Annotated in this window: 20 protein-coding genes; 9 read left to right on the top strand and 11 right to left on the bottom strand. The window is 72.0% G+C overall.

Features of this window, described 5'->3' with window-relative positions; genetic code table 11:
- Positions 1-5: 5 nt before the first annotated feature.
- The 6 genes from pqqB to DV20_RS05905 are packed head-to-tail and all read right to left on the bottom strand — an operon-like array spanning position 6 to position 4,417.
- A complete protein-coding gene (gene pqqB / locus DV20_RS05930; protein WP_043776993.1) occupies positions 6-833 on the bottom strand; it encodes a pyrroloquinoline quinone biosynthesis protein PqqB in 828 nt (275 codons plus the stop codon).
- Complete coding sequence (gene pqqE / locus DV20_RS05925) at positions 830-1,894, bottom strand: pyrroloquinoline quinone biosynthesis protein PqqE (protein ID WP_043776991.1); 1,065 nt, start codon at positions 1,892-1,894, stop codon at positions 830-832. Before pqqE ends, pqqB begins: the two co-directional genes overlap by 4 nt.
- A complete protein-coding gene (gene pqqD / locus DV20_RS05920; RefSeq protein ID WP_043776990.1) occupies positions 1,885-2,151 on the bottom strand; it encodes a pyrroloquinoline quinone biosynthesis peptide chaperone PqqD in 267 nt (88 codons plus the stop codon). The genes pqqE and pqqD overlap by 10 nt, the downstream gene beginning before the upstream one ends.
- Entirely contained in the window at positions 2,148-2,837 is a 690-nt protein-coding gene (gene pqqC, locus DV20_RS05915; RefSeq protein WP_043776989.1) for a pyrroloquinoline-quinone synthase PqqC, read from the bottom strand. The genes pqqD and pqqC overlap by 4 nt, the downstream gene beginning before the upstream one ends.
- Before the next feature lie 3 nt (positions 2,838-2,840).
- Positions 2,841-2,993 carry a pyrroloquinoline quinone precursor peptide PqqA gene (gene pqqA / locus DV20_RS47270; protein ID WP_084093336.1) on the bottom strand — a complete coding sequence of 51 codons (153 nt, stop codon included), beginning with the start codon at positions 2,991-2,993 and terminating at the stop codon, positions 2,841-2,843.
- A gap of 59 nt (positions 2,994-3,052) precedes the next feature.
- Positions 3,053-4,417 carry a WS/DGAT/MGAT family O-acyltransferase gene (locus DV20_RS05905; RefSeq protein WP_043776985.1) on the bottom strand — a complete coding sequence of 455 codons (1,365 nt, stop codon included), beginning with the start codon at positions 4,415-4,417 and terminating at the stop codon, positions 3,053-3,055.
- An 80-nt stretch (positions 4,418-4,497) separates the two neighbouring features.
- On the opposite strand from DV20_RS05905, the gene DV20_RS05900 reads away from it, so the two are divergent.
- From DV20_RS05900 to DV20_RS05875, 6 genes are read left to right on the top strand one after another with little or no spacing between them, the layout of a single operon-like run.
- Positions 4,498-5,676, top strand: a complete 1,179-nt coding sequence (locus DV20_RS05900) for an NAD(P)/FAD-dependent oxidoreductase (RefSeq protein ID WP_051735804.1) — start codon at positions 4,498-4,500, stop codon at positions 5,674-5,676.
- Positions 5,677-5,720: 44 nt separating this feature from the next.
- Positions 5,721-7,343 carry a thiamine pyrophosphate-binding protein gene (locus DV20_RS05895; RefSeq protein ID WP_268747399.1) on the top strand — a complete coding sequence of 541 codons (1,623 nt, stop codon included), beginning with the start codon at positions 5,721-5,723 and terminating at the stop codon, positions 7,341-7,343.
- On the top strand, positions 7,340-9,358 hold the full coding sequence (locus DV20_RS05890; RefSeq protein WP_043776981.1) for a hydantoinase/oxoprolinase family protein: 2,019 nt from the start codon (positions 7,340-7,342) through the stop codon (positions 9,356-9,358). The genes DV20_RS05895 and DV20_RS05890 overlap by 4 nt, the downstream gene beginning before the upstream one ends.
- Positions 9,355-11,058, top strand: coding sequence for a hydantoinase B/oxoprolinase family protein (locus DV20_RS05885; protein ID WP_043776980.1), 1,704 nt, complete (start codon positions 9,355-9,357; stop codon positions 11,056-11,058). Before DV20_RS05890 ends, DV20_RS05885 begins: the two co-directional genes overlap by 4 nt.
- 2 nt (positions 11,059-11,060) lie before the next feature.
- Entirely contained in the window at positions 11,061-11,846 is a 786-nt protein-coding gene (locus tag DV20_RS05880) for an SDR family NAD(P)-dependent oxidoreductase (protein ID WP_043776978.1), read from the top strand.
- A 4-nt stretch (positions 11,847-11,850) separates the two neighbouring features.
- A complete protein-coding gene (locus DV20_RS05875) occupies positions 11,851-12,564 on the top strand; it encodes a GntR family transcriptional regulator (protein ID WP_043776977.1) in 714 nt (237 codons plus the stop codon).
- On the opposite strand, the gene DV20_RS05870 is transcribed toward DV20_RS05875, so the two are convergent.
- Entirely contained in the window at positions 12,518-12,733 is a 216-nt protein-coding gene (locus DV20_RS05870) for a hypothetical protein (RefSeq protein ID WP_043776975.1), read from the bottom strand. The genes DV20_RS05875 and DV20_RS05870 overlap by 47 nt on opposite strands.
- 118 nt (positions 12,734-12,851) lie before the next feature.
- Between DV20_RS05870 and DV20_RS05865 the strand changes: the two genes are divergently transcribed.
- Genes DV20_RS05865 through DV20_RS05855 form a run of 3 tightly spaced genes read left to right on the top strand, consistent with a single transcriptional unit; the run spans position 12,852 to position 16,344 of the window.
- Entirely contained in the window at positions 12,852-13,829 is a 978-nt protein-coding gene (locus DV20_RS05865) for a helix-turn-helix domain-containing protein (protein WP_043776974.1), read from the top strand.
- 32 nt (positions 13,830-13,861) lie between these two features.
- Positions 13,862-15,043, top strand: coding sequence for a CaiB/BaiF CoA transferase family protein (locus tag DV20_RS05860; protein ID WP_043776973.1), 1,182 nt, complete (start codon positions 13,862-13,864; stop codon positions 15,041-15,043).
- Positions 15,044-15,075: 32 nt separating this feature from the next.
- Positions 15,076-16,344, top strand: coding sequence for an aminotransferase family protein (locus DV20_RS05855; protein WP_043776972.1), 1,269 nt, complete (start codon positions 15,076-15,078; stop codon positions 16,342-16,344).
- 57 nt (positions 16,345-16,401) lie between these two features.
- Here the strand turns inward: DV20_RS05855 and DV20_RS05850 are convergent, their stop codons facing one another.
- From DV20_RS05850 to DV20_RS05835, 4 genes are all read right to left on the bottom strand, one after another.
- Positions 16,402-16,818, bottom strand: coding sequence for a VOC family protein (locus DV20_RS05850; RefSeq protein WP_043776970.1), 417 nt, complete (start codon positions 16,816-16,818; stop codon positions 16,402-16,404).
- Positions 16,818-17,015 carry a hypothetical protein gene (locus tag DV20_RS05845; protein ID WP_004561810.1) on the bottom strand — a complete coding sequence of 66 codons (198 nt, stop codon included), beginning with the start codon at positions 17,013-17,015 and terminating at the stop codon, positions 16,818-16,820. The genes DV20_RS05850 and DV20_RS05845 overlap by 1 nt, the downstream gene beginning before the upstream one ends.
- A gap of 133 nt (positions 17,016-17,148) precedes the next feature.
- On the bottom strand, positions 17,149-17,652 hold the full coding sequence (locus DV20_RS05840; RefSeq protein ID WP_043776968.1) for a GNAT family N-acetyltransferase: 504 nt from the start codon (positions 17,650-17,652) through the stop codon (positions 17,149-17,151).
- Between the two features lie 31 nt (positions 17,653-17,683).
- On the bottom strand, positions 17,684-18,469 hold the full coding sequence (locus tag DV20_RS05835) for an IclR family transcriptional regulator (protein WP_043776966.1): 786 nt from the start codon (positions 18,467-18,469) through the stop codon (positions 17,684-17,686).
- Between the last annotated feature and the right edge of the window lie 175 nt (positions 18,470-18,644).

Below are 18,644 nucleotides of genomic sequence, written 5' to 3'. Positions count from 1 at the left end.
CCCCTTCACAGCGAGAAGCGGGCGCCGTCCGCCGGCAGGGACGCTCCGGCGGCCAGCACCGCCGCGTGCTCGGGCGACGCCGGGTCGAGGACCGGGTTCGTGTTGTTCAGGTGCGTGAACGCCCAGCGCCGCCCGGCGATCCGGGGCAAGGTCGCCGTGATCGGCAGGTGGCCCATCGCGAGCTGGTCCGGGCCGCCCACCCCGGCCATCTCGTCCGGCGCGTAAAACGTCCCGTCCAGCAACACGAGAGAGGCGTCCGCCACGAACTCGTCGAACCCGGGAGGCCAGCTCCGCAGGCACGGCGCGTACACCAGCACCCCGCCCGTCGCCGGGTCCGAGATCCGGTACGCGACGACCCACGGTCCGGCGGAATCAGAAAAGGCGTACTTCGGCCGCTTGTCGCTCACCGGCAGCACGTCGACCCGCAACCCCGGGATGGCCACGGAAGACGACCACGTCCAGTCGCCGTAACCGTCCACAATGGCCCGCAACGGCGCGAGCGCGGACAGCGCCGCCGGGGGCGCCCACACCGGGAGCCCGCCCGACTCGCGCACCATCAGCAGGCCCAGAACGTGGTCGAGCTCGGCGTCGGTCAGCAGCACGCCGCGCAGCGGGGTCTCCCGCGGCCCTGGCCCGGCTCGCAGCTCCGGCGTCCCGAGAAGCTGCGCCCGGATGTCCGGCGAACAGTTCAGCAGGTACCAGCCGGCGCCGTCCGCGCTGATCGCGACGCAGTCCTGCGTGCGCGGCGGCCGCCCGGACGTGCAGAGCCGACACGCGCAGTTCCACTGTGGACACCCGCCACCCGCCGCGGTGCCGAGCAGGATCACCTTCACCGGCGCATGACCAGGTCGGAAGCCGGCGGGCGCGAGAGGACCAGATCGACCACGCCACGCGCAGGCGACCGCGAGCACACCGGGTCCGTCGCCGCGGCGTCGCCGGTGAGCAGGAACGCCTGGCAGCGGCAGCCGCCGAAGTCGAGGCCGCGGCGGTCGCACGTGCGGCACGGCTCGGTCATCCACTCCTCGCCGCGGTAGGCGTTGAACGACGACGAGCGGTACCAGATGTCGGCCAGCGGCGTGTCCCGGACCGACGACAGCGAAAGCGTCGAGATCGCCGACGCCGCCGGGCACGGCAGCACCGTCCCGTCCGGCGCCACGGTCAGCTGCCGGGCACCCCAGCCGTACATGCACGGCTTCGGGTACGGCTCGTGGTAGTCGGCGACGACGTAGACGATCTCCATCGTCCCCCGCAACCGGGCCACCGCCGCGCGCACCACCGGCTCCGCGGCCGCGAGCTGCGCGGCGGTCGGCATCAGCGCGTCCCGGTTGCGCAGCGCCCACCCGTAGTACTGCGTGTTCGCCAGCTCCAGCCGGTCCGCGCCCATCCGCTCGGCCAGCTCGATGATCCCGGCCAGCTGGTCGTGGTTGCGGCGGTGCAGCACCACGTTCAGCGACAGCGGCAGCCCGGACGCCTTCACCAGCGCGGCCGCGGCCAGCTTCCGGTCGTGCGCCTTCGCCCCGGCCAGCAGATCGGCCCGCTCCCGGGTCGCCCCCTGCGCCGACAGCTGGATATGGGCCAGTCCGCGCGAAACGAGGTCGTCCAGCCGCGAAGACGTCAGGCCGAGCCCCGAAGTGACCAGGTTGACGTAGCAGCCGAGCCCGCTCGCGTGCTCGACCAGTGCGGGCAGGTCCGGCCGGAGCAACGGCTCGCCGCCGGACATGTGCACCTGCAGCACGCCCAGTTCGCGGGCCTGGGACAGGACCGACAGCCAGCCCTCCGTGGACATCTCGGCGGAACGAGAAGCCAGTTCCACCGGGTTCGAGCAATAAGGACAGTGCAGCGGACAGCGGTGGGTCAGCTCGGCCAGCAGGCCCACCGGCGGGCTCACGTCCATGCGACGACCCGCCGTTCGCCCAGCCGGGACAGCACGGAAAGCACGTCCTGCGCGACCACGCCGGAGTAGCGCTGCGAAAGCGCCGCCGTGATTTCGGAAACGGACCGGACGCCGTCGCAGAGCTCCAGCACCGCGGCGGCGGTCGTGTTCGGCACCAACACGCCCTCGGGGAACAGCAGCACGTGCGTCTCCCGGACGTGGTCGAAGGACAGCCGCACGCCGCGACCCAGCTGCGGGACGGACTCGGCGGTGATCACGCGGCCGCCCGCTCGATCGCGTCGAGCATCGACCACAGGACGTCGCACTTGAACGACAGCGCCGCGATCGCGCGGTCCTGCTGTTCGCGCGTGACGCAGTGGCGGACCACGATGTCGAGGGTGTCCTTGCCTTCGCCGGACACCTTGTCGATGCGGTTGGTGAAGTAGGCGAGGTCTTCGGGCGCGATCCAGGAGTAGTGCGCGAGCATGTCCGCCACGCGCTGCTGCATCAGGTGCCCGGCGAACATCTCGGTCAGGCCCGACGCGACGGCCTCCCACCACGGTCTCGTCCGCGCGAAGGTCACGTAGGCGTCGACGGCGAACCGGACGCCGGGCGCGACGTGCCGTTCGTCGAGGACTTCGTCCCGGTCCAGGCCGACCGCCGTGCACAGCCGCAGCCAGCGTTCGATGCCGCCGGTCCCGGCGCTCACGCCGTCGTGGTAGACGATCCGGTCGAGCCACTGGCGGCGGATCTCCGGCAGCGGGCAGTTGCTGATGATCGCCGCGTCCTTCTGCGGCAGCACGCACTGGTAGTACCAGCGGTTCGCCGCCCAGATCCGCAGCGCGCGCTCGTCGAGCTCGCCCGCGTGCAGCCGGCGGTGGAACGGGTGCGTGCCCCAGTACCGGCCGGAAAGACCGCGCAGCGCGTCGATGAATGCGCTTTCCGAGAGTGGCTCGACCGGCATCCGTCAGTCCGCCATGCGGGCCGCGTAGGCGGTGACCTCCATCGGGGTTTCGTACTCGACGAAGTCCGGGGTCGTCCACTCCTCGGTCATTTCCTGCTCCTCTCTCCGGGGTGATCGTCGCCACCCTAGGAGCGGGAAGAGCCGCCTGACCAGCATTTTCGCCCGCTTTCGGAAAGTTTCCTTCCGATGGGGGAGCAAGCGTTCGGTTGAGCGGGCTACCTTACCGCAGCTTCGAGCTCCACCAAGGCCGTGTCGAGGTGTGTCAGGATCCTTTGCAGGTGCGGAACGCTGCGGCGGCAGCCGGTGATGCCGAAGTCGAGGTGGTCGCCGTTGCTGGTGAGCGTGATGTTCACGGCTTGGCCGTCGAGCAGCACCGAGGCGGGGTAGATGCCGTCGAGCTGGGCGCCGTTCCAGTACATCTGCTTGCGCGGGCCGGGCACGTTCGAGATCACCAGGTTGAACGGCGGCCGCGTGTTCTTGACGACGCCCGGGATCGGCGAGACGCCCAGCTGCGCGACGTTCACCGCCGAGAGCAGCAGCGTCTGCACCGGCGTCAGCTCCGAGAACAGCCGCTTGCCGTTGCGCATCGACTGGTGGATCGTGACGAGCCGCTTGCCCGCGTCCGGCAGGTCGGTGGCCAGGTTGCACAGCAGCGCGCCGATGTTGTTGCCCGCCGCCTCGCCGGGGTCGTTCTGGCGGCGCAGCGACACCGGCACCATCGCGATGAGCGGCGCGTCCGGCAGCGCGCGTTGTTCGATGAGGTAGTCCCGCAGCGCGCCCGCGCACATCGCGAGCACGACGTCGTTGCGCGACACCCCGGCCGCGGTGGCCACCTGGCGGACGCGGTCCAGCGGCCACTTCTGCGCGGCGAACCGCCGCGCGCCGCCGATCGGCACGTTGAGCATCGTCTTCGGCGCCTGCCCCGGCAGGGTCAGGGTGTGTTCGCCGAACGCCTCCCGCGCGACCTTCATCGCCGCGGGCGCCAGGCTCGCGAGCTGGCGGGCGCTCTTGCGCGCCGTCCCGAGCAGCGACCGCGGGCGCTTCTCGCGTTCTTCGCCGGGCTTGCGCCGGCTGCCCCACCACGGCGGGCAGTCCAGGTCGGCCGGGTCGTCCGAAAGCGAGCCCTGCAGCTGGCGCAACGCCGAGACGCCGTCCATCAGCGCGTGGTGGACCTTCGTGTAGACGGCGAACCGGCCGTCGTCGAGCCCCTCGATGAGGTGGGTCTCCCAGAGCGGCCGGTGCCGGTCCAGCAGGGTGCTGTGCCAGCGGCCGGTCAGTTCCAGCAGTTCGCGGATGCGGCCCGGCTGCGGCAGCGCCGAGTGCCGGAAGTGGTAGTCGAGTTCGAGGTCGGCGTCGTTCGCCCAGGCGACGTGCCCCATGGTGTTGACCGGCCGGGCCGGGCGGCGCCGGAACACCGAGCGCATGTTGTCCGATTCGAGCAGGTTCTTCCGCACATCGCGGAGGTACTCGTCGCCGGCGCCGTCGGGTTTCTTGAACAGCTGCAGACCGCCCACGTGCATCGGATGCTCGCGCGTTTCGACGAGGAGGAACATCGAATCGGTCACGGGCATCATCGCCATGGGACATCACCTCTCGAGCTCGGCACGCCGACTCTACGCGCTCGGCGGCCGCGGGTGGATCACGTTCTACTCTGACTCGGATGACCGCCCGCCGCGCCGGAGAAACGTCCTTGCCTCCGATGGCCGAATGCGTGGTGATCGGCGGGGGCGTGATCGGCGTCGGCTGCGCGTTCCGCCTCGCCGAAGCCGGTGTGGACGTCCTGCTGGTCGAGCGCGGCGAGCTGGGCGGCGGCTCGACGGCGAAGGCGGCGGGCGGCATCCGGTCGTCGTTCACCAGCCGCGTCAACGTCGAGCTCGGCCTGCGCGGGCTGGCCGGGTACAGCGCTTTCTCCCGCGACTTCGGCATCGAGATCGACTTCCGCCGCGACGGCTACCTCTACCTCGTCACCGACCCCGCCGACGTGCCCGCGTTCGAACGCTGCGCCGGACTGCAGCGCGAGTACGGCGTCCGCAGCCACCTCCTCGACCCGGCCGAAGCGAAGAGGCTGCTCCCGCTGGTGGAGACCGACGACGTGGTGGCCGCTCTCTGGTCGCCGGACGACGCCAAGGCGACGCCGGACGCCGTCGTGCGGGGCTACGCGAAGGCGGCCCGCGCACACGGCGCGAAGCTGCGGACCGGCGTCGAGGTGACCGGGATCGAGCGCGACGGCGACACGCTGACCGGCGTCGTCACCACGGCGGGCTTCGTCCGGACCGGCGCGGTGGTGTGCGCGGCCGGTGCGTGGTCGGGCCGGATCGGCGAGCTGGCCGGTCTGGACCTGCCGGTGCGCCCGTACCGGCGGCAGGTCGTGTTCACCGGGCCGGTGGCCGGGCTGCCGGAATCGGTTCCGCTGACCATCGAGATGCCGTCGGCCTTCTACTTCCACCGCGAGGGGCCGGGTCTGGCGATGTCGTTCTCCGAGGACGACGGCGTCCCGGGCTTCGACACGCGCTACGAAGCCGGCGAGTGGCTGCCGCGCCTGGCCGGGCTGGCGGGCCGCCGGATCCCCGCCGTGCTCGACGCCGGCATCCGCACGGCCTGGGCCGGGTTGTACGAAACGACGCCGGACCGCAACCAGATCATCGGGGAAAGCGTCCTGCTGTCGCGGTTCTTCTACGCGACCGGCTTCTCGGGCCACGGCTTCCAGATGGGCCCGGCCACCGGCGAGCTGATCCGGGACCTCTACCTGGGACGGCAGCCCGCGGTGGACATCGCCGAGCTCGACGTCCGGCGGTTCGGAACCGTCGATACCGCACCGGCGGAGCACAACATCGTCTAGGGGTCGATTGCCAGATCGTTCAACGATCTGGCAGTATCCGGGCCGTGGCTGTAAGTGGTGCTCGGGAGCTGGTGGACGCGCTGGAAGCGCTCGGAACGGAGATCGTCTTCGGCCTTCCGGGGGTGCACAACCTGCCACTGTGGGAGGCCCTCGGTGAAACCCGCATCAAGCTCGTCGGCGTTCGCCACGAACAGACCGCCGGGTACGCCGCCGACGGCTACGCCCGCGCCACCGGCAAGCTCGGCGTCGCGCTGGTCACCACCGGCCCGGGCGCGGCGAACACCCTCGGCGCGGTCGGCGAGGCCATGGCGTCCGCGGCCCCGGTGCTCGTCATCGCCACCGACATCCCCTCGACGCTGCGGCGGCCGGGCGTCGTCCGCGGCGTGCTGCACGAGACCTCCGACCAGCAGGCGATGTTCGCGCCGGTGACCAAGGGCGGCTTCACCGTGCGGGCGCCCGACCAGATCGGCACCACCGTCCACCGCGCCGCCCGGCTCGCGCAGCTGCCGCAGAGCGGCCCGGTCTACCTCGGCGTGCCCACCGACTACCTGCGCGAGCAGGTGCCGCACCGCCGTCCGCCCGCCCCGCACCGCAAGCCCGACGTCGACGTGCCCGACCTCGCGCGGGCCGAGGCGATGCTGTCCGACGCGCGGCACCCGCTGATCTGGGCCGGCGGCGGCGCGCTGCGCTCGGGCGCGGGTGAGGCGATCGGTGCCCTCGCCGAGAAGCTCGCCGCGCCGGTGATCACCACGTTCGCCGCCCGCGGGCTGCTCCCGCTCGACCACCCGTGCCTGGCGCCGAACCCGGTGCACACGCCGGAGGTGGGCGAGCTGTGGGACGAAGCCGACGTCGTGCTGGCCATCGGCACCGACTTCGACGGCCTGATGACGCAGAACTGGCGGATGCCCCAGCCGCCCCAGCTCATCGCCGTCAACGTCGACGCCGACGACGCCGCCAAGAACTACCCGCCCGACCTGACCCTCGTCGGGGACGCGCGCTCGATCGTCGAGCGGCTGCTGCCGAAGCAGCGGGACGGGCTCGACGACATCACGCTGCGGCTGGCCGGGATCGGCCGCCGGGTGCGCCAGCGCATCCGCGACGAGGAACCGCAGGCCTACGACTTCCTGTCCACTTTGGACGAGGTGCTGCCGACGGACGCGGTGCTGGTCTCGGACATGTGCGTCGCCGGGTACTGGGTCGGCGGCTTCCACCGGGTGCGGGCGCCGCGCAAGCTCGCCTACCCGATGGGCTGGGGCACCCTCGGCTACGGCTTCCCGGCGTCGCTCGGCGCGGCCGCGGCCGGCACCGGGCGCGCCGTCTGCATCACCGGCGACGGCGGTTTCCTCTACGGCTGCGGCGACCTGGCGACGCTGGCGCAGGAGCAGCTGCCGGTCACGGTCGTCCTGGTCGACGACGGTGGCTACGGCATGCTCCGCTACGACCAGGACCGCGAGGGCCTGCCGCACCGGGGGGTCGACTGGGACAGCCCGGACTTCGTCGGCCTGGCCCGGTCGTTCGGGGTGCACGCCGACCGCGTCTCCGGCTTCGGGCGGGCGTTCCGGCGGCTGCTCGGCGAGTTCGTCGAGTCCGACGAGCCGAACGTGCTGGTCGTGAAGGCGAAGCTGAAGCCGCCGCTCAACACCTCACCGCGGTGGTACCGGACATGAGGATCGGCGTCGACATCGGCGGCACGTTCACCGACCTCTGCGCGGTGGACGAGACCGGGATCGTCGCCGTCGGCAAGGTCCTGACCACGCACGACGAGCCGGCCCGGGCGGTCGAGGAGGGCCTGGCCGCGCTGCTGCCGGACCTCGGCGCCGTCGAGCAGGTGGTGCACGGGACGACGCTGGTCACGAACGCCCTGATCGAACGCAAGGGCGCGCGGACCGCGCTGCTCGCCACGGCGGGCTTCCGCGACGTCCTGGAGATGCGCCGCGAGCACCGGTACGAGCTCTACGACCTGCGCCTCGAACTGCCTTCGCCGCTGGTGCCCCGGCACCTGCGCTTCGACGTCCCCGAGCGGATCCTCGCCGACGGGTCCGTCCACATCGGACTAGACGAGGAGTACGTCGCGCGGCTCGGCCGTGAACTGGCCGCGCGCGGGATCGAGGCCGTCGCGGTCTGCTTCCTGCACGCGTTCACCAACCCCGCGCACGAGCGCCGCGCGGGCGAGATCCTCGCCGAGGTCGCGCCATCGCTGCGGGTCGCGCTGTCGTCGGACGTCGTCCCCGAGATCCGCGAGTTCGAACGGGCGTCGACCACCGTCGCGAACGTCTACGTCCAGGACCTCACCGAGCGCTACCTGCGCGATCTCGAACAGCGGCTGCACCGGCTCGGGATCACCCGCGCGCCGCACATCATGCTGTCCAACGGCGGGCTGGCCACCGTGGACACCGCCGCCCGGCACCCGATCCGCATCCTCGAATCCGGTCCCGCGGGCGGGGCGCTGGCGGCCGCGGCGGTCGGGCCGGACGACCTGCTGGCCTTCGACATGGGCGGCACCACGGCGAAACTCTGCCTGATCGCCGGCGGCGCACCGCTGGTGACGCACGAGTTCGAAGTCGACCGCAAGTACCGGCTCCGGCCCGGCTCCGGGCTGCCGGTGCGGGTGCCGGTCACCGACCTGATCGAGATCGGCGTCGGCGGCGGCTCGATCGCCCGCATCGACGCGCTGGGCCTGCTCACCGTCGGACCCGATTCGGCAGGCTCCGAGCCCGGCCCGGTCTGCTACGGCCGCGGCGGCACCGAGCCCACGGTCACCGACGCCGACCTGGTGCTCGGCTACCTCGACCCGGGCTACTTCCTCGGCGGCGGTATGCGCTTGGCCGCCGAGGCTGCGAGAGCAGCGCTCCGCGAAAAGATCGCCGATCCGCTCGGGGTGGGTGTCGAAGAGGCCGCCTGGGGTATCCACACGAGCGTCAACGAGGACATGGCCAACGCGGCCCGGGTGCACGCCGTCGAGCGCGGGCAGGACCCGGCGAAGCTGCCGATGTACACCTTCGGCGGCGCCGGTCCGGTGCACGGCGCCGGGGTCGCGCGGGCGCTCGGAGCGCCGTCGGTCGTCGCGCCGCCGGCCGCCGGGGTGCTCAGCGCGGCCGGGTTCCTCACCGCGCCGCTGGCGTTCGACTTCGTGCGCTCGGCCCGCGCGGCCGTCCACGACCTGACCCGGGGGCAGGTCGAGGCCCTCTTCGCCGAGATGGAAGCCGAGGGAACGGCGCTGCTCGCGAAGTCCGGCGTCGACGAGGTGACGCACCGCCGGATCGCCGAGATGCGGTATGCCGGTCAGGGCTACGAAATCCGCGTCCCGGTGCCCGACGGCCCCTGGCCGGGAACGCTGATCGACGAGTTCACCCGCACCTACCGCGCGCTCTACCGGCGCACCGGACCCGAGGTCGGCGTCGAGGTGCTGAACTGGCGGGTCGTGTCGAGCGGCCCGAAACCCGAGGTCGCGCTGCGGCTTCCCGCACAGCCCACGGGCAACGCGCGGAAGGGCACGCGGCAGGCCTGGTTCCCGGCGACCGGGGGATTTGTCGACACGACCGTGTTCGACCGGTACCGGCTGGCGCCGGGGACCCGCGTCGACGGACCGGCCATCGTGGAGGAGCGCGAGTCCACGGTGGTCGTCCCACCCGGCGCGCACTGCGTCGTCCGGGATGACGGCGCGCTGGCGGTGACGGTGTGAGCCCCACCGACCCGATTCTGGCCGGGCTGTTCGGCAACCGCCTGCACTCGATCCTCGCCGAGCAGCAGAACGCGCTGGTCAACACGGCCTTCTCCGCGGTCGTCCGCGAGTCGCTGGACCTCGCCTGCGCGGTGTTCGACTCGCGCGGGGAGATGATCGGCCAGTCCGTCGGCGGCACCCCCGGCCACATCAACGCCATGGCGACCGGCATGCACCACTTCGTCGCGCAGTACCCGCCGGAAACCCTCGAACCCGGCGATGTGCTGCTCACCAACGACCCCTGGCAGACCGCGGGCCAGATCAACGACATCACGGTGGCGACGCCGGTGTTCCGGAACGGACGGCTGGTCGCGTGGTTCGCGTCCTGCTGCCACGCACCCGACATCGGCGGGCGGCTGGTGTCCGCCGAAGCCCACGAGGTCTTCGAAGAGGGCCTGCGCCTGCCGATCATGAAGTTGCTCCGCGCGGGCGAGGTCGACCCCGACCTCGAACGGCTGATCCGGGCGAACGTCCGGACCCCGGAAGAAACCATCGGCGACCTGTACGCGCAGGTCACCGGCAACGAGGTGGGCGCGGCGAGCCTGCTGCGGCTGCTGGACGAACTCGGCCTGGAAAGCCTCGACGAAGTCGCCGCCGAGATCATGGACCGCTCGGAGCGGGCGTTGCGCGACGCGCTGCGGGCCGTGCCGGACGGCACCTACACCAACGAGATCGTCACCGACGGCTTCGACGACGAAGAGATCGTCCTGCGCGTGACGGCCACTGTGGACGGTGACGGGATCCACCTCGACTTCGCGGGCTCCTCGCCGCAGAGCCGTCGCGGGATCAACGTCGTCCTCAACTACACGCGGGCGTACGCGTCGTTCGCGGTCAAGGCGGCGATCTCGCCGGAGGTGCCGCACAACGCCGGGTCGTTCCGGCCGGTGCACGTCACCGCGCCCGAAGGCTCGGTGCTGAACTGCCTGCCGCCGGCCCCGGTCGCCTCCCGCCACCTGATCGGGCACTTCCTGCCGTCGCTGCTGATCGGTGCGCTGCCCGGCCCGGCGATCGCGCCGAGCGCGGACGCGCTGTGGATGACCATCTGGCGCGGGCCCGGGTTCACCCTGAACGTGTTCCAGACCGGCGGGATGGGCGCGCGAGCCGGCCAGGACGGCCTGTCGGCCACGGGGTTCCCGAGCGGCCTGCGGTCGACGCCGACCGAGGTGATCGAAACCACGGCGCCGCTGGTCCAGCACGCCCGCGAACTGCGCGTGGACTCCGGCGGCGCGGGCCGGTTCCGCGGCGGACTCGGACAGGTGACCACGATGGGCGCACTCGACGTGCCTTCCTGGAGCGTCAACGGCAATGTCGACCGGGTGCGGGCCGCCGCGTCCGGCGTGGCGGGTGGCCGTCCGGGCGCTCCGGGCCGGTTCGGCCTGCGCGGCGGAGCGGACCTCCCCGCGAAGAGCCGGGTGCCACTGGCCGCGGAGTCCGTCGTCGACGTCACGCTGCCCGGTGGCGGCGGGTACGGGCCGCCGCTCGAACGGCCGGTGGCGGCGGTGCTCGCCGACGTCGTCGAGGGTTACGTCTCGGCGGCGGCGGCGCGCGAGGTGTACGGCGTCGAAGTGCGGTACCTCGGGGAGCCGGACGCGCTGGTCCGGCTGCCCGAGGACTACGTGGTCGACGAAGAGCAGACAGCACGACTGAGAGCGGGGCAGTGAGCATGGGTCGGTTGGCCGGCAAGGTCGCGGTGGTCTTCGGCGGCGCGCGGGGTATCGGCCTCGCCACCGTGAAGGAGTTCGTCGCCGAAGGCGCGACGGTCTTCGCTTCCGACATCCGCGAGCCCGCGGAAGCCCTCGAAGGCTACCGTCACTCCATAGTGGACGCCACCGACGAGGCCGCCGTGACCGCGTTCGTCGACGGCGTGCTCGCCGAGGCCGGCCGCATCGACGTGCTGTTCAACAACGTCGGCATCCACCTCGGGAAGTCCCTCGTGGACACCACGCTGGCCGAGTTCGACCACATCTTCGCGCTCAACGTCCGGGCCGCCTTCCTCGGCACCCGCGCCGTGCTGCCGCACATGATCGCGCGGAAGGCGGGCAGCATCATCACGACGTCGTCGAACGGCGGCGTGATGGGCCGCCCCGGCGACCCGGTGTACAACGCCACCAAGCACGCGCTGGTCGGGCTGACCAAGTCGATCGCCGTCGCCCACGCGCACCAGGGCATCCGGGCCAACACGGTGAACCCTGGCGCGATCGACACCGACATGCTGCGCAGTACGCTCAACTCGCCGGAGGAGTTCGAGACCAAGCAGCACCAGCTGGTCGCGAGCACGCCCGCGGCCCGCGTCGGCGAGGCGTGGGAGGTCGCGAAGGCCGTGGTGTTCCTGGCGAGCGACGAGTCCCGGTTCGTCAACGGCGTCGTGCTGCCGATCGACGGCGCGAAGGCCGCGGGGGCGATGCCGGGGAACCGGTACAGCCTCGACTTCGAACTCGGCGTCAGGTAGTGCCGTGACCGTCGATGCTTCGGCGCTGGAGAGCGCGCGCCACCTGCTCGAACGCAGCGGCACGGCCGAGCGCGTCGCCGCGATCCTGCGCCAGTACATCACCGACGGCGTCTTCGCCCCCGGTGAACGGCTCTCCGAGCCGGTGATCAGCTCGGCGCTCGGCGTCTCGCGCAACACGCTGCGCGAGTCGTTCCAGCTGCTCGCCCACGAGCGGCTGGCCGTGCACGAGCTGAACCGCGGCGTGTTCGTGCGCGAGCTGACGACAGAAGACATCGAGGACCTCTACGTCGTGCGCCGCGCCACCGAATGCGGTGCCCTCCGGCGCGCGGCCGAGCTGTCCACGGTGGATCTTTCCGTGGTGGAACAGGCGTTGCGCGACGGCCGGGCGGCCGCGGAGGCCGAGGACTGGCCGTCGGTCGGCACCGCCAGCATCCACTTCCACCAGGCCCTCGCCGACCTGGCCGGCAGCGAGCGCCTGTCCGCGACGATGCGCCAGGTGCTCGCCGAAACGCGGCTGTTCTTCGTGCTCAACGAGAACACGCGCGAGTTCTACGAGCCGTTCCTGGACTGCCACGAGAAGATCCTGCGGGACCTGCGCCGCGGCCGGTTCGCCGCCGCGGAGGCCGCGCTGGACCGCTACCTGCGCGACGCCGAAGCCCGGTTGCTCGAGCTCAGTCCACCGGCGCCGCGAACCGGGCCACCGGGAACACCACGCTGACCACCTGCGGCTTGCGGAACGTCACGAGGTGGTACCGCCCGTCACCGCCGGGCGCCCAGCCGTACCGGACGATCGTGCGGAGGACGGAACACTCGCGGTAGCCGGCGGTGGGCGGATCGGCGGCGCGGGCCGTGGCGGCCGGTGCCGAGGCGAGCAGCACGGCGGTCACGGCGGCGACTGTCCTCGCACGTCGGAAGCACACCACTGCACTCAACCCCGCGGGAACCGCCGACCGGAAAGGATTCGAGCCGGTTCAAATCCGCCGTTCCGGCTGCTACCGTCGGTCAGTGTTCAAGCTGCGGGTCGACGCCGAGACGGTGGCCAGGACACGGTTTTCCCCGTCGCTGGCGGCGGAGTCCCTCGCGTGGCTGAAACTCGCCGCCGATGCGGGCAGGCACCCGGTGTTCGGCGATCCCGGCCCGCTCGCCCGCGCGGCGCTCTCGCACCCCGACGTCGCCCTGCTCCTGGACCTGCTGCCGCGCACCGGCGAGGTCTACACGCCGGACCTGCTCACCCCGCAGCCGGGCACGGCCGGCCGGCCGCGCGACCTGCTCGACGAGCAGATCGCGCGGATCGAGGCGACCACGCAGGACGAGGTCGAAGCCCAGGTGCTCGCGTACACGCAGGTCCACTGGAGCAGGCCGGTGCCGGTGACGGCCCGGCGGAGCGTCGAGGCGGGGTCGATGCCCCGGCGCCTGGCCAACGGCCTCGCCCGGTTCTGGCGGGACGCGCTGGCCGAGGACTGGGCCGGCCTGCAGGCGGTGCTCGACCGGGACATCACCCGCCGCGCGCAGGCCATCGCCCGCCACGGCGTCGGCGGCGTGCTCGGCGGCCTGCACCCGGCCATCGGCTGGGCCGGCGACGCGATCACGGTCGTGAAGCCGTTCGACGGCGAGGCCGACGTCTCCGGCCGGGAGCTGGTGCTCGCCCCGGGCGTGCTCAGCTGGCCCGTGATCAGCATCCAGATCGACGTCCCCGGCCAGGTCGTCCTCGGCTACCCGGCCCAGGGCGTCGGCACGGGCGCCGATCACCGGCCGGCCCGGATCGCACCGGTCGTCGGCGCGGCCCGTGCGGCGCTGCTGGCCGACCTCGAACCCCCGCGGTCGACCGCGGAACTGGCCACCCGGACGGGGTACAGCCCGGGCACCGTCTCCTACCACCTGAGCGCGTTGCACCGGGCGGGCCTGGTCAGCAAGGTCCGGGACGGCCGGTACGTGCTGTACCGGCGGACCGCCCAAGCCGTCGCGCTCCTGGAGTCCGGGTAGAAAGGGACCGAACGCCTGACGAGGAGCCGCCGATGCCGCCTGCTGTCCGCCCGCTCGACGGGATCAAGGTCGTCGACCTTTCGCGCATCCTGGCCGGGCCGTACTGCACCCAGTACCTGGGCGAGATGGGCGCGGACGTCGTCAAGGTCGAGCCGCCGGGCCACGGCGACGACACCCGCGGCTGGGGGCCGCCGTTCGTCGGCGACGAGGCCGTCTACTACCTGGCGGCGAACCGGAACAAGCGCGGGATCGTGCTCGACCTCAAGAGCGACCGCGGCCGCGAAGCCCTGCGGCGGCTGGTCGCGGGCGCCGACGTGCTCGTCGAGAACTTCCGCCCGGGCACGCTCGAGAAGTGGGGCATCGGCTACGCCGAGCTGTCCGCGCTGAACCCCCGGCTGATCCACGTGTCGATCACCGGGTTCGGGCAGACCGGCCCGTACCGCGACCGCGCGGGGTACGACCTGGTGGCGCAGGCCCTGGGCGGCGTGATGTCCCTGACGGGCGAGCCGGACGGCGCGCCGGCGAAGGCCGGGCTGCCGGTGGCGGACCTGAACGCGGGGACGTGGGCGATCATCGGCGTGCTGATGGCGCTGCAGGCCCGGCACACGACCGGCCGCGGCCAGTACCTCGACGTGTCGCTTTTGGACAGTCAGCTGGCCTGGCACGTGTATGCGGCGGGCGCGGTGTTCTACGACGCGCCACGGCCGCGCCGGATGGGCTCGGCGCACCCGAGCATCGTTCCGTACCAGGGCTACCACGTCGCCGACGGCTGGCTGGTCATCGCGGTCGGCAGCGAGAAGCTGTGGCACGCGTTCTGCGGGGCGCTCGGCCTGGACATCGCGGCCGACCCGCGGTTTTCGTCGAACGCCCTTCGCGCCGCGCACCGCGACGAGCTGAACGCGCTGCTGGAGCCGGTGCTGCTGACCCGCACGGCGGCGGAGTGGATGAAGGCGTTCGACGCGGCGGGCATCCCGGCGGCCCCGGTCAACGAGATCGACGACGTCTACGCGGACCCGTGGGCGGCCGCGCGCGAGCAGGTGGTCCGGCTGCCGCACCCGACGGTGGGGACGTACGTGGGCACGGGCTTCCCGGTGAAGGCGTCGGACACCCCGGCCCGGCCGACGTCCGCGCCGCCGACCCTGGGGCAGCACACCGAGGAGGTGCTCGCCGAGCTGGGGTATTCACCGGCGGAGATCGCGGAGTTCCCGGACTGATGGTAGGGATGGGGCAGGAGCGAGGAGGACCGATGTCAGCACAGCACGCCCTGTGGCACCCGTTCGCCGACATGGGCGCGGTCGACGGCGACCGGATGGTCATCACCCGAGGCGAGGGCTCGTACGTCTGGGACGACGCGGGCCGCAGGTACTTCGACGCGACGGCGTCGCTCTGGTACGCGAACTTCGGTCACGGACGTCCGGAGATCACCGAAGCGGTCTCCCGCCAGCTGCGGGAGCTCGACTCGTGGAACCTGTTCGGCTACAACGCGAACCGGCCCGCGATCGAACTGGCGGACCGCGTCGCGGCTCTGGCGCCGGAACCGGGGTCGAAGGTGTTCTTCGGTTCGGGCGGCGGCGACGCGATCGACACGGCGGTGAAGCTGGCGCGCGCGTACTTCGCGCAGACGGGCCGGCCGGAGAAGGTGCACGTGATCGGCCGGGCCCAGGGCTACCACGGAACGCACGGTTTCGGCACGGCGGTGGGCGGAATCCCGGCCAACGCGGCGGCCGTCGGCCCGCAGCCACCGGAGTTCTCGCACGTCCCGTTCGACGACGCGGCGGCGCTGGAGGCGGAGATTTCCCGGGTGGGCGCGTCTCGGGTGGCGGCGTTCTTCTGCGAACCGGTGATCGGCGCGGGCGGCGTGCTGCTGCCACCGGAGGGTTACCTCGAGGAGGTGGCGGCGATCTGCCGCCGTCATGAGGTCCTGTTCGTGGCGGACTGCGTGATCGCGGCCTGGGGCAGGCTCGGCACGTGGTTCGGCATCGACCGCTGGCCCCTGCGGCCGGACATGATCACGACGGCGAAGGGCATCACGGGCGGCACGATCCCGCTCGGGGCGCTGGTGGTGGCGCCCCGGGTGGCGGAGCCGTTCTTCACGGGCCGCCCGGGAGCCCCGATCTTCCGCCACGGACCGACGTACGCGGGCCACCCGGTGGCCTGCGCGGCGGGCTTGGCGACGTTGGACATCTACGAGCGTGACGGCTTGATCCCGCGCGGCCGCGAGCTGGAGAAGCCGTTGGCGGACGCGGTATCGGGCGTGGCCGGGCACGCGCTGGTGGCGGAGGTGCGGGCGGGGCTGGGCTTCTTGGCGGCGGTGGAGCTGACGGCGGAGGTCATGGAGGCCGACCCGGGAGCGCCGGTGAAGCTGCAGCGAGCATGCCGGGACGAGGGCGTGATCGTGCGGAACCTGGGCCGCGGGGTGGCGGTCTCGCCGCCGCTGGTGGCGGGGGACGAGGAGCTGGACCTCCTGGCATCGGCGTTGCCGAAGGCCCTGGACCGCTTGGCGGCGCAGGTGTGAGGTCCTGAAGAAACCCCGCCCCCCGGCCCCAAGTCTCAGGCCGGCGGCCCGCTCGGCTCAGGAGAGGCAGAACTCGTTGCCCTCCGGATCGGCCATCGTCACCCAGCTGTGCGGCCCCTGCCGCCCGCGGTGCAGGAACTTCGCGCCGCGGGCGGTCAGCTTCTCGATCGCCGCCTCGACGTTGGCCTCGCCGACCCATACGTCCAGGTGCATCCGGTTCTTCACCGTCTTCGCCTCCGGGACCTCCTGGAACAGGATCCGGCGCGGCGGCCCCTCCGGAGGCGAGTCCGGGTGCCGGATCCCCGCCCCGGCTCTCCAGACCAGGGCTCCGCGATAGACCCTGGTCTCCGCCTCCGTGGCGTACCCCTTCGCGATCATCTCGCGGACGAAGTCCTCGTCCGTCGGCTCCACGGCCCAGCCGAGCGTCTCGGCCCACCAGTCGGCGAGCGCGTGCGGGTCGGCCGAATCCACCACTACCTGGAAGTCATGCGCCATACCGGCACGTTAACGACCGAGTCCGACATTTTCCGGAGCATCGGGTCCTCGGGCACCACCGTGAAACGCCACTTGTCCACGCCGCCGCCCATGATTTCGGCGTACCGGCGGGCACCGTCGGCGTTGGCGAACCGGACCTGCTGGCCGTTCGTCAGGTGGGTGATCTTGACCGCCACAACAACCTCCCGAAGTCTGTGGGCCGGCCCGCGGAGCTTCCCCCTCCGGGACCGGCAGGCACAGTAGAACACATGTTCGACCGACTGCGCCACTCTCTCCCCCGACTAGGGGAGAACCGACCAAAACCCCAGCTCAGAGCGGTCGGATCATCGCGACACGCGGCCAGGCGTCCAGGCCGCGGGCGGCCTCGGTGCGGCGGATGGAACGCAGGCCGTCGCCGATTTCCGCGTCCGGGATGATCCGGAACCGCAGCCGTTCGTAGTACGGCGCGTTCCACGGCACGGTTTCGAACGTCGTCAGCGTCAGGGCCGTCAATCCGCGCGCGCGGGCCCACTCGGCGAGCGTCTCGATCAGCGCGCTGCCGATTCCCCGCCGCGCGTGCGACGGCCGGACCGAGACCTGCTCGATGTGCGCGTGCCCGTCGACGACCTCGGCGACGAGGTAGGCCACCGGCCGGTCGGCGGCGTCGACGCTCACCCACGCGCGGCCGGCGGACTGGTACACCGCCAGCTCCGCCACCGAGCCCGGGTCGTCGTCGGCGATCGCCGCCATGCCGACGTCGCGGAAGAGCGCACCCGCCTCGCGCTCGACGTCGATGAGCGCGGGCAGGTCCTCGGGACGGGCGAGCCGGATCACCCGGGCAGTTCTACGCGCCCGGGCGGGATTCTCACAGCGAATAAGACGAGATCGACCGCTGGATGCGGATCGCGTACTCCTGCAGGGCCGTGATCGCCGTGTGCCGCGTCTCCTCGGTGATCCGGGCGGCCGGGCCGGCCATGCTCAGCACCGTGGGCCGCCTGCCGATCGTCTGCACCGGCACCGAACAGGCCCAGACGCCTTCGTCGATCTCGCCGCTGCTGACCGCGTACCGGTTTTCCAGTGCCCGCTTCAGTTCGTCGCGCACGGTGGTGCCGCGCTGTTCGACGATCGACGCCAGCCGGCGTTCGCGTTCGATCTCCGGCAGCAGCGCGAGCAGCATCTTGCCGGACGCGCCGACGCCGAGCGGCAGCGAATGCCCCGGCTCGAACGTGAACCGCATGGCGCGGTCGCACTCGACGCGGTCCGCGCACACCGCGGAGTCGCCGAACTGCTGGAACAACATGACCGTTTCGCCCAGCTCCCGCGCGGCTTCCTCCATGGCCGGCCGTGCCAGCCGCACCATGTCGTTCGCCAGCTGGGCGGCCCGCGCCAGCGGCATCACCTGGCTGGTCAGGTGGTAGTGCCCGGCTCGGCCCTCCTCGAGCAGCTGCAGCTCCTTGAGCAGGGCCACGTACCGGTAGGTCGTCGCCACCGGGGTGCCGATGATCGCGGCCAGCTCGGCGACGCTCGCCTCCCACCGGCGCTCCGAAAAGGCCAGCAGCAGCTGAAGGACCTTGCGGGAACTGCTGGCACCCGGGGTGCGCCGGGGGGAAGTGGTGGCGGAACCGTCGACGGTACTGACGGCAGGCGTCATCGTGACCTCTCGGTGAGACAAAAACGACCTTCGCTATCACACGGGGTGAATAAATTAGCACGTAGTGTGAAAGAAAGGCCAGTATTCCCGGTGGCGGCTTCCGAAAGCGGTCACGCCGGTGCTGCCACAGCGCATTGAATATCCACCGAAACGTGCCGACCTGCTTTTTGTTGTA

It is taken from the genome of Amycolatopsis rifamycinica (genome assembly GCF_000695625.1).
Lineage (GTDB): Bacteria > Actinomycetota > Actinomycetes > Mycobacteriales > Pseudonocardiaceae > Amycolatopsis > Amycolatopsis rifamycinica.
The sequence above is the reverse complement of the archived record's forward strand: the minus strand, read 5'-3'. Positions and strand labels throughout refer to the sequence as shown.

Bases quoted from the DNA above. Each gene is read 5' to 3' on its own strand.
- pqqE (WP_043776991.1), bottom strand. From the start codon at position 1,894: ATGGACGTGAGCCCGCCGGTGGGCCTGCTGGCCGAGCTGACCCACCGC.
- pqqC (WP_043776989.1), bottom strand. From the start codon at position 2,837: ATGCCGGTCGAGCCACTCTCGGAAAGCGCATTCATCGACGCGCTGCGC.
- pqqA (WP_084093336.1), bottom strand. From the start codon at position 2,993: ATGCTGGTCAGGCGGCTCTTCCCGCTCCTAGGGTGGCGACGATCACCC.
- DV20_RS05905 (WP_043776985.1), bottom strand. From the start codon at position 4,417: ATGGCGATGATGCCCGTGACCGATTCGATGTTCCTCCTCGTCGAAACG.
- DV20_RS05900 (WP_051735804.1), top strand. From the start codon at position 4,498: ATGACCGCCCGCCGCGCCGGAGAAACGTCCTTGCCTCCGATGGCCGAA.
- DV20_RS05890 (WP_043776981.1), top strand. From the start codon at position 7,340: ATGAGGATCGGCGTCGACATCGGCGGCACGTTCACCGACCTCTGCGCG.
- DV20_RS05880 (WP_043776978.1), top strand. From the start codon at position 11,061: ATGGGTCGGTTGGCCGGCAAGGTCGCGGTGGTCTTCGGCGGCGCGCGG.
- DV20_RS05860 (WP_043776973.1), top strand. From the start codon at position 13,862: ATGCCGCCTGCTGTCCGCCCGCTCGACGGGATCAAGGTCGTCGACCTT.
- DV20_RS05855 (WP_043776972.1), top strand. From the start codon at position 15,076: ATGTCAGCACAGCACGCCCTGTGGCACCCGTTCGCCGACATGGGCGCG.
- DV20_RS05835 (WP_043776966.1), bottom strand. From the start codon at position 18,469: ATGACGCCTGCCGTCAGTACCGTCGACGGTTCCGCCACCACTTCCCCC.